The following is a 10,374-nucleotide window of genomic DNA, read 5'->3' as shown; positions in this document are numbered from 1 at the left end:
GAGGGTCAGAGGTTCGAATCCTCTATGGCTCACTTTAAGCACTCCTTAATGGGGTGCTTTTTTATTATCCATTTTTAGTAGTGATTTTCATGAAAAATTTATAAGTATGACTTTCATAGTATGACAGTTACACCTTTCATTGGTATAATTATGAGTATGAAAGTTATAGACGGAGGAGAGATTATGGATTTTTCCAACTTTTTTAATAATCTTAGTACTTTGAAGATTATTACAAGTATATTAGATATACTTATTGTCTGGTATGTCCTTTATCTTCTCATTACTGTATTTAAAGGAACTAAAGCAATTCAATTGCTTAAAGGTATATTATTTATAGTTATTGGACAACAAGTAAGTAAACTTCTCAATTTAACTGCTACCTCAAAGTTATTTGATATTGTGATTCAATGGGGCGTTTTAGCTTTAATTGTGATATTCCAACCAGAAATTAGACGAGCACTTGAGCAATTAGGGCGAGGGAGCCTATTTAAACGCTATACTAATACTTACAGTCATGATGAAGAAAAATTAATCCAATCTGTATCAAAGGCTGTTCAGTATATGGCTAAAAGACGAATTGGAGCATTAATTGTTTTTGAAAAGGAAACTGGATTGCAAGACTATATTGAAACTGGTATATCAATGAATTCTGCAATATCTCAAGAATTATTGATAAATGTTTTTATACCTAATACACCATTACATGATGGGGCTATGATTATTCAAAACACTAAAATTGCTAGTGCTGCATGTTATTTACCACTTTCAGATAGTAATAAAATTTCTAAAAGTTTAGGTACAAGACATAGGGCAGCCGTAGGAATTTCTGAAGTTTCGGACTCATTTACTGTGGTAGTATCTGAAGAAACCGGTTCAATATCAGTTACTTTCGATGGTAAATTAAGACGTGATGTTTCTGATGAAGTATTCGAAGAGTTATTAGCTGAACATTGGTTTGGAACTCGCGCTCAAAAGAAGGGTGTGAAATAGCATGTTAGAAAGTAAGTGGGGATTAAGATTTTTTGCCTTAATATTAGCGATCTTTTTTTATCTTTCTGTTAATAATGTGTTTGGCAATATTTTTAACAATGATAATCTAGCTCAGAATTCTTCTAAAACAATTGAAGATGTACCTGTAGAAATTCTTTATAATACCAAAAATTTACATGTTACTAAATCACCAGATACTGTTGATGTTACTATTTCAGGACCACAATCAAAGTTATTGAAAATAGAAAGTTCAGACGATATCAAGGTCACAGTTAATTTATCTAATGCTAAATCTGGAAATTATAAAGAAGATTATATTGTTAAAGGATTAAGTAACGATATTAGTTATAATGTTAAACCTAAACACGCTTATATCACCTTGGAGGATAAAGATACTAAAACAATGCATGTTCAGCCTGATATTTCACAAAACAATGTAGATTCAAATTATAAAGTAAGTGAAACTTCTTTGAATAAAGACACTGTTCAAGTTACTGGTGGTAAAAAGCAATTAGACAAAATTGCATATTTAAAAGCGACATTTAAAAATGCGACTAATATCAGTGAGAATACTACTGATGTAGCTGAAATTACTGCATTTGACAAGCAATTGAATAAATTAAACGTTCAAATCAAGCCTAATAATATTAAAATGTCAGTGAAACTTGAACCTTACAGTAAAAAAGTAAAAATTAAAACCGTTAAAAAGGGTTCATTACCTGATGATGAAAGTTTAGATAGCATTAAACTAAATGAGAATGAAGTAGAAATTTATGGTAATAAAGATGATTTGAAGGATATTAATGACATAGAAGCCGATGTCAATTTAGATGATATCACTGAATCGACTGATAAAACACTTCAACTCAAGATACCTAAACAGGTTAAGAAATCTGAATTTAATGAAGTCACAGCACATGTCAATTTAAAATAGTAAACTAGATAATAAAGGAGTAATGAAAATGGGAAAATATTTTGGAACAGATGGTGTAAGGGGAGTAGCTAATAAAGAATTAACACCTGAATTAGCGTTTAAACTAGGTCGCTATGGTGGTTATGTATTAGCACATAATGAAGGAGAGAAACATCCTAGAGTTTTAGTTGGTAGAGATACTCGTGTGTCTGGTGAAATGTTAGAATCAGCTTTAATCGCTGGATTAGCATCAATAGGTGCAGAAGTAATGAGATTAGGAGTTATTTCTACTCCAGGTGTTGCATATTTAACACGTGAAATGGGAGCACAATTAGGAGTAATGATTTCTGCCTCTCATAATCCTGTAGCTGATAATGGTATTAAGTTCTTTGGTGCTGATGGTTTTAAACTTTCAGATAAGCAGGAAGAAGAAATTGAACAATTATTAGATCAAGAACAACCTGACTTACCACGTCCAGCAGGCAAAGACATTATGCATTTTTCAGATTATTATGAAGGTGCACAAAATACTTAAGTTATCTTAAATCTACAATTGATATAAATTTAGATGGACTTAAAATTACTTTAGATGGGGCGAATGGATCAACTTCTTCACTTGCGCCTTTCTTATTTGGTGATTTAGAGGCAACGACAGTTACAATTGGTTGTAATCCAGATGGATACAATATTAATGATGAATGTGGGTCTACTCATCCTGAACATTTAGCTGAAAAAGTTGTAGAAACTGAAAGTGATTTTGGTTTAGCTTTTGATGGAGATGGAGATCGTTTAATTGCTGTTGATGAAAAGGGTAACATCATTGATGGTGACCAAATTATGTTTATTATTGGTCAAGAAATGCATAAAAATCATGAATTAAATAATAATATGATTGTATCTACTGTAATGAGTAACTTAGGATTTTATAAAGCTCTTGAAACAGAAGGCATTCAATCAAATAAAACAAAAGTTGGAGATAGATATGTCGTTGAAGAAATGAGACGAGGCCATTATAATTTAGGCGGAGAACAATCTGGACATATAGTAATGATGGACTATAACACGACTGGTGATGGACTACTAACTGGAGTACAACTTGCTGCTATTATTAAATCAAGTGGTAAAACTTTAAGTGAGTTAGCAGCACAAATGAAAAAGTATCCACAATCATTAATTAATGTAAAAGTAACAGATAAACATCATGTATCTGAAAATGAAGACGTTAAAGCTGTTATGAATGAAGTTGAGAATGAAATGAATGGTGAAGGAAGAATATTAGTTAGACCTTCAGGAACTGAACCATTAGTAAGAGTAATGGTTGAGGCAGCAACAAATGAAGATGCTGAACGTTATGCTCAAACAATTGCTGATAAAGTAAAAGAAAAAATGGGATTAAATTAATAGTACCATTTAAAAACAAGAATACACTCTCTTTAAAGTTAAAGCCGTAGAACTGAAAACTTTAAAGAGAGTATTTTTTTAGCAAAAAATATAAATTAAATATCAAATTATAACTATAAGTTTATGAATTAAATATAATAATATTTGCAAATAATTATTAGAAAAGGGTAAAATAGAGAGTATTGGAAGAAAGGAGGATAGATGTAATAAAAATAAAATAAAGCGCCTGGACAAGTAATTAGAATGTTAATCATTTAGTATTAATTAGGAGAATACTCATAGACATACTAATTATATTGTAGACGAGGAGAATAGTTATCGATATAATCGGCGGATGCTATTCCGGATGAGGCACATTCGTTAGCTTATTATTTAAAACATATAGGTAACTAGATGTACAAATATAATAAGAACGCCAAATAGAAAACATAGAAATATGATGTTTAGAATCCAATACAATAAAACGAGCAATGTCTAATTAAAAAATTTTATATAACAGATAAAATTATCATATGACTATGTAATGGAGGAAAAAGAAATATGTGCGGAATTGTTGGATATATTGGCTTTGATAATGCCAAAGAATTATTACTATCTGGTTTAGAAAAATTAGAGTATAGAGGATATGATTCAGCAGGAATTGCTGTTGTCAATGATGAAGGGACTACTGTATTTAAGGAAAAAGGTCGTATTGCAGAATTAAGAAAAGTAGCAGATAGCAATGACATTGATGGTCACATTGGTATTGGTCATACTCGATGGGCTACTCATGGGGTACCTAGTCATATTAATTCACATCCTCATCAATCAAATAATGGACGTTTCACTTTAGTGCATAATGGTGTAATTGAAAATTATGAAGAACTAAAAAGCGAATACTTATCAGATGTAACGTTTAAATCAGAAACTGATACAGAAGTTATCGTTCAATTAGTAGAATATTTTTCAAATAAAGGTTTAGAAACTGAAGAAGCATTCACTAAAGCAGTATCTTTATTAGATGGATCGTATGCTTTAGGTATGTTAGATTCTGAGGATGAAGACACTATTTATGTAGCTAAAAATAAATCACCTTTACTTGTTGGTATTGGTGACGACTTTAATGTTATTGCTTCAGATGCATTAGCAATGATTAAAGTTACAAATCAATATAAAGAAATTCACGATCATGAAATTGTTATTGTTAAAAAAGAAAGTGTAACAATTAAAGATAAAGATGGAAATATTCAAGATCGCCCAACGTATACTGCTCAAATAGATGCATCAGATGCTGAAAAAGGTATTTATGATCACTATATGTTAAAAGAAATTAATGAACAGCCAGCAGTAATGCGTCGTATTATTCAAGAATACGAAGATGAAAATGGAGATTTAAATATTGATTCTGAAATTATTAAAGATGTATCGAATGCAGATCGCATTTATATTATTGCTGCAGGAACAAGTTATCATGCTGGTTTAGTTGGTAAAGAATACCTTGAAAAACTATCTGGAGTGCCAACTGAAGTTCATGTGGCATCAGAATTTGTTTATAACATGCCATTATTATCTGAAAAACCTTTATTTATTTATATCTCTCAATCAGGAGAAACAGCTGATAGCCGTGCAGTATTGGTTGAAACAAATAAATTAGGCCATAAGTCTTTAACAATTACAAATGTAGCAGGTTCAACGTTATCTCGTGAAGCTGATCATACGTTATTATTACACGCAGGACCTGAAATTGCTGTTGCATCAACTAAAGCTTATACAGCTCAAATTGCTGTATTATCAATTCTTTCTCAAGTTGTAGCTAAAGCACATGGACGCAATAACGGTATTGACTTATTAAGAGAATTAGCAAAAGTAACAACTGCAATTGAAACGATTGTAGATGATGCACCAGTAATGGAAAAAATTACTAAAGAATTCTTAGAAACGACTAGAAATGCTTTCTTTATTGGTCGTGCGATGGATTACAATGTAAGTTTAGAAGGAGCATTAAAACTTAAAGAAATTTCATATATTCAAGCTGAAGGATTTGCTGGTGGAGAGTTAAAACACGGTACTATTGCTTTAATTGAAGATGATACGCCAGTCATTGCGTTAGCTACGCAAGAAAATGTGAATTTATCAATTCGTGGTAATGTTAAAGAAGTAGTAGCACGTGGCGCTAAACCTTGTATTATTTCAATGGAAGGTTTAGAAAAAGATGGAGACACATATGTGATTCCTCACGTACACGAATTATTAACGCCTTTAGTATCAGTAGTAGCGCTACAATTAATCGCATATTATGCAGCTTTACACAGAGGATTAGATGTTGACAAACCTCGTAACTTAGCTAAATCAGTTACAGTTGAATAATTCAAAAAGCTGGGACATGGATGACATGTCTCAGTTTTTTATTTGATTTGTTAAATAATCAGAATCATCATACAATTATTTTAAGTAGAGGTGATCATTTGATAAATTTAAAACATATCTATAAAAAGAAACACGGAAAAACAATCATTAATGATTTAAATTGGCATATTGAAGCGGGAGATAATTGGATTCTTTATGGGTTGAATGGTGCAGGAAAAACAACACTATTAAATATCATGAATTCTTATGAAAGTGTATCTCAGGGTGAAATAGAATTGTTTGAAATGATACCAGGTAAAAAAGGATATTCTGCAGAAAACGTTCGTCAACATATTGGATTTGTTTCGCATAGTTTATTAGAAAAATTTCAAGACGGTGAGAAAGTGATTGATGTCGTATTAAGTGGCATATTTAAATCTATCGGTCTATATAAAGAATATTCTGATGAACATACTAAAGAAGCAGAAAAATTATTAAATTTAGTAGGAATGTTATCATATAAAGATCAATATTTAGGATATCTCTCAACAGGACAAAAACAAAAAGTAATGATTGCTCGCGCGCTTATACATCAACCTGATGTACTTATTCTTGATGAACCAGCATCAGGATTAGACTTTTTGGCTAGAGAACAGTTATTATATTTATTAGAAAATTTAAATAAGACATACGCTCATTTGACGATGATTTACGTGACTCATGTCATAGAGGAAATTATTCCATTATTTAGTAAGATATTTTTATTAAAAGAGGGTAGTTGTTTTGGTAAAGGAATAACAAAAGATATTTTAACTGATTCGATGATGTCTAAATTTTTTAATAACCAAATTGAAGTTATTCAATATAGAAATCGATATCATCTTTATATAAAACATAATTGAGTTTGCACTTTGGTTAAATAAATGTCACAATTTTAAGAAAGAGTTAGATGGAGGGTATCACGATGGCATTAGAAAATATTAAAGCAATATTCTTAGATATGGATGGAACACTATTGCATGAAGATAATAAAGCGACTGTAAAAACAAAAGAAGTAATTGATCAGTTAAGAGAAAAAAATTATAAGGTATTTCTAGCAACAGGACGTTCTTATTCTGAAATTCATAGTCTAGTACCAAAAGGTTTTAAAGTAGATGGTATGATTAGTTCTAATGGAACAAGAGGCGATATTGAAGATACAATTTTATTTAAACATAGTTTGACAATAGATAGTGTAAAAAAAATCGTGCAACTAGCTCAACAACAACACATTTATTATGAAGTTTTTCCTTTTGAAGGAGATAGAATTTCATTAATTGAAGATCAATCATGGATGGAAGATATGATTGATAGTGAACATCCACAAAATGAAGTGAGTGAAAGTGAATGGAAATCACGTCGAGATGCCATGAATGGTAAAATTAATTGGAGAAAAGATATTCCAAATGACGACTATTCTAAAATTTATCTATTCAACAAAAAGTTAAATAAAATTAAAACGTTTAGAGATGAATTAATACAAAATAAAGTGTTATTAAATATTAGCGTATCTAATTCTTCAAGGTTTAATGCTGAGACGATGGCTTATCAAGTGGATAAAGGCACTGGAATTAAAGAAATGATAGATCATTTCGATATTAAACAAGAAGAAACACTTGTTATTGGTGATAGCGATAATGACAGAGCAATGTTTGAATTTGGAGGATACACTGTTTCAATGAAAAATGCACGTCCAGAAATTCAGTCTATTACTGATGATACTACACAATATACAAATGAAGAGGATGGCGCGGCTTTATATTTAGAACAACATTTTTTAAATTAAAATAAGGTAAGAAAGTAGGAGAAACCTGCTTTCTTACCTTTTGTGTTAAATAGTGATTTATTTATCGTTATTCAAATTTTTTTGATGATTTAAGTCTTCTTTAATATGATTTTTTGTCTCATTAAAAGATGAAGGGTCGTTTTTTAACGCTTCTTTTTTATGATTTTTTTCTTTTCGTTTACTTTTTTTCTTTTCTTTTACAGGTCTATTCACATTCTCACCGCGACGTAAGAAATATTGAACAATACCCATTAGAATTATAAAATATAGAATTAAACGTACAATAATAATAAGCGTTTGAGCAATAATTAAAATCACTTGTGCTACATTTTGGGACATATTTCCGGTTAATACAGTTAATATTGTACCAAGTGGTTGTGTAATGATAATAATGAGTAGGTTAATTAATAAGATAGCTAAAAAGAATTTGAACCAAGTTTTACGTCCATTTTTAATGCCTTTAAAGCCGTCTTTAAAATGACCTATAGCACTTAAGTCATTTTTACGTGCAAATGATACAGTATAATTAATCATTAATATAAAGAAGAACCAATATACGATTGAAAGAATGAATCCCATAATGATAATTAAGATAATTTGTACAGTAAGTAAAATGCCAATAGCGTGATCAGATGTACTTACTGACTGTTGAATAGATGTGAATAATGGTGTTAATGCTTTATTAAATAAAAAGTTTAATCCTAATGTGATTAAATATAATACAGCATAAACAATAATAGTAATAAAAGCTAAAAGAAGACCTTTAACATATTTTCCTTTTTTAAAAGCAAAAAATAAATCAGAAAATTGAACAGCTTCTTTTTCAATGGCTTTAGCCATAATATTAAAAGCCCCCGCAAGTAATTGATAACCTGCAAGTATAAAGAATAATAATCCTAAGACTAGGACGAGTATTATCATAGATAATGACGCGCCAGCTGACTGTTGAAATTGTGCTGCTAGTTGCATCTGCATAAAGTTTTGAACGAAGAAAGTTCTAGCAATCACAAATGCCACAAATACAATAATAAAACTTACTAAACTAAATAGTATTGTTTTTATGAGTTGTGACTTAGCATTTTTAAATGCTAAACTATGAAATTTAAACAAAATAAGCACTCCTTTACGTTAATATAATACACAATATCAGAATTTGTGATTTTTTTAAATTAATATCTAACAATATTATGTTTTAAGTGTTAAAATATGCTAATGATTTAATAATGAAAGGAGACTTTATGGTGAAATTTGCAATTTTAACCGACGTTCATGGTAATTTTGATGCCTTACAAACTGTTTTAGATGATATTGATAATAGAGAAGATATCGATCAAATCTTTAACTTAGGTGATAATATTGGAATTGGCCATGAAACCAATAAAGTATTAGATATGATTTTCGATCGAGATGATATGGAAATTATTGCTGGTAATCACGATGAAGCCATTATGTCAATTGTTAATGGTACACCGTATCCAGAAGATTTAAAAAATAAATTTTATGAACACCATCAATGGATTGAAAGTCGAATGGATGAAGATTACTATGATGTATTAAATACACTACCAAGATATTTAGAAAAAACAATTTGTGGGAAAAAATGTTTATTTATACATTATGAAATTGAAAATCAAAGATTAGAAGAGGGGATTGATAAACAACCATTTGAACCTATTGTAGATAATCAAAAAGAAGAGATAGTTAAATTATTTGAAGATAAGGATGCGGATTTTATAGCTTTTGGACATAATCATCAATTACACTTGTATGATGATAATAACAAAACCTATTTCAATCCTGGTTCAGTAGGACTTAATAATGGTAAATATGCCGTATATGGAATCGTCACAATTAACGAAAATGAGTTTAGTGTTGAAAGAGTAAAATTACCGTATGATAATGAAGAATTTCTTCAAGGATTTGATGAAAAACATGTACCAGGCAAACAATTTATTTTCGATTATTTTATATAAGTAAAAAAAGTCGAGCAGAAACTAATATGAATTCTGTTCGACTTTTTACTTATATTGTAAACTGCGGACATTGTTTGTGTAGTCTTAATGATGAGCGTGCTCTTTATGTAATCCAGAGCATAGTACTGAAGTATCGCGATCATGTTGGGCTGTTTCTAATTGAATTGTCATATGTTGTATATTTAAGTGAAGTAATTCATGTTCTATTTTTTTAAGAAGTCCTTCACAGTCCTGAACAGACATAGTTTCAGAGACGACTGCATGACAACTTAACGCATTCATATCATTTGAAATAGTCCAAACGTGATAATCATGGACATTATAAATTTCATTATGATTTATAATTGTACTAATGATTTTATCTAAATTGACGTCACTTGGTGTACCTTCCATTAAAATATTAAGTGACGAACGTGAAATACCGATTGCACTTTTCAATATAATAATGGAAACTAGAATGCTTGCGATAGGATCAGCAATTGTAAAGTTAAATACGTATATAAGAATAGATGCTATAATGGCACCTAATGAACCAAGTAAGTCTCCTAAAACGTGAATAAAAGCACCGCGCATATTTAAGTTATGTGACGTATCACCGCTTTTAAACATGATTATTGCAACGATAATATTCACTATAAGTCCAATCACACTAATAATAAACATTTCAGTGGATTGCACTTTAATAGGATTGAAAAATCTTCTAATCGCTTCGATGATAATGACGCCACTAATAATTAATAAAGTTATACCATTAAATAAGGCAGCTAAGACTTCAAAACGCTTGTAACCGAATGTTTTAGTTGAAGTAGCATTTTTCTCTGCATAAATAAATGCGATTAAAGCAACTCCTAGTGAAACAGTATCGCTAAACATATGAAGTCCATCTGATAATAGCGCAAGACTATTAGCGATAAATCCTCCTAAAATTTCAACAATCATAAATAAGC

At 30.3% G+C, this 10,374-nt stretch carries 8 protein-coding genes and 1 pseudogene; 7 read left to right on the top strand and 2 right to left on the bottom strand.

What is annotated here, in order from left to right; all coding sequences use genetic code 11:
- Positions 1-183: 183 nt before the first annotated feature.
- The 6 genes and pseudogenes from cdaA to HMPREF2930_RS00530 all read left to right on the top strand — a co-directional run bounded on the left by cdaA (position 184) and on the right by HMPREF2930_RS00530 (position 7,454).
- Positions 184-990 (top strand): diadenylate cyclase CdaA, encoded by an 807-nt coding sequence (gene cdaA, locus HMPREF2930_RS00555; protein ID WP_017176078.1) that lies wholly within the window; start codon positions 184-186, stop codon positions 988-990.
- 1 nt (position 991) lies between these two features.
- Positions 992-1,924 (top strand): CdaR family protein, encoded by a 933-nt coding sequence (locus HMPREF2930_RS00550; RefSeq protein WP_017176079.1) that lies wholly within the window; start codon positions 992-994, stop codon positions 1,922-1,924.
- A gap of 28 nt (positions 1,925-1,952) precedes the next feature.
- Positions 1,953-3,304: pseudogene (gene glmM / locus HMPREF2930_RS00545) on the top strand (phosphoglucosamine mutase).
- Positions 3,305-3,844: 540 nt separating this feature from the next.
- Entirely contained in the window at positions 3,845-5,650 is a 1,806-nt protein-coding gene (gene glmS / locus HMPREF2930_RS00540) for a glutamine--fructose-6-phosphate transaminase (isomerizing) (RefSeq protein ID WP_017176081.1), read from the top strand.
- 20 nt (positions 5,651-5,670) lie between these two features.
- The gene (locus HMPREF2930_RS00535) at positions 5,671-6,531 is read left to right on the top strand and encodes an ABC transporter ATP-binding protein (protein WP_017176082.1); all 861 of its coding nucleotides are present in this window, start codon (positions 5,671-5,673) and stop codon (positions 6,529-6,531) included.
- A 62-nt stretch (positions 6,532-6,593) separates the two neighbouring features.
- Entirely contained in the window at positions 6,594-7,454 is an 861-nt protein-coding gene (locus HMPREF2930_RS00530) for a Cof-type HAD-IIB family hydrolase (protein WP_017176083.1), read from the top strand.
- Between the two features lie 57 nt (positions 7,455-7,511).
- On the opposite strand, the gene HMPREF2930_RS00525 is transcribed toward HMPREF2930_RS00530, so the two are convergent.
- Positions 7,512-8,573 carry a YtxH domain-containing protein gene (locus tag HMPREF2930_RS00525; RefSeq protein WP_231451776.1) on the bottom strand — a complete coding sequence of 354 codons (1,062 nt, stop codon included), beginning with the start codon at positions 8,571-8,573 and terminating at the stop codon, positions 7,512-7,514.
- Between the two features lie 119 nt (positions 8,574-8,692).
- On the opposite strand from HMPREF2930_RS00525, the gene HMPREF2930_RS00520 reads away from it, so the two are divergent.
- Positions 8,693-9,427, top strand: a complete 735-nt coding sequence (locus tag HMPREF2930_RS00520; RefSeq protein WP_002448650.1) for a metallophosphoesterase family protein — start codon at positions 8,693-8,695, stop codon at positions 9,425-9,427.
- Between the two features lie 84 nt (positions 9,428-9,511).
- On the opposite strand, the gene HMPREF2930_RS00515 is transcribed toward HMPREF2930_RS00520, so the two are convergent.
- Positions 9,512-10,374, bottom strand: an 863-nt coding sequence (locus HMPREF2930_RS00515) for a cation diffusion facilitator family transporter (protein WP_070597184.1), incomplete at its 5' end; no start/stop codon positions are given.

This window comes from Staphylococcus sp. HMSC068C09 (assembly GCF_001813735.1).
GTDB lineage: Bacteria > Bacillota > Bacilli > Staphylococcales > Staphylococcaceae > Staphylococcus > Staphylococcus hominis.
This window is presented reverse-complemented; position numbering and strand designations above follow the sequence as displayed.

Excerpts from the sequence above, each read along its gene's own strand:
- HMPREF2930_RS00530 (WP_017176083.1), top strand. The coding sequence starts at position 6,594 with ATGGCATTAGAAAATATTAAAGCAATATTCTTAGATATGGATGGAACA.
- HMPREF2930_RS00520 (WP_002448650.1), top strand. The coding sequence starts at position 8,693 with ATGGTGAAATTTGCAATTTTAACCGACGTTCATGGTAATTTTGATGCC.
- cdaA (WP_017176078.1), top strand. The coding sequence starts at position 184 with ATGGATTTTTCCAACTTTTTTAATAATCTTAGTACTTTGAAGATTATT.
- HMPREF2930_RS00550 (WP_017176079.1), top strand. The coding sequence starts at position 992 with ATGTTAGAAAGTAAGTGGGGATTAAGATTTTTTGCCTTAATATTAGCG.
- HMPREF2930_RS00535 (WP_017176082.1), top strand. The coding sequence starts at position 5,671 with ATGACATGTCTCAGTTTTTTATTTGATTTGTTAAATAATCAGAATCAT.
- glmS (WP_017176081.1), top strand. The coding sequence starts at position 3,845 with ATGTGCGGAATTGTTGGATATATTGGCTTTGATAATGCCAAAGAATTA.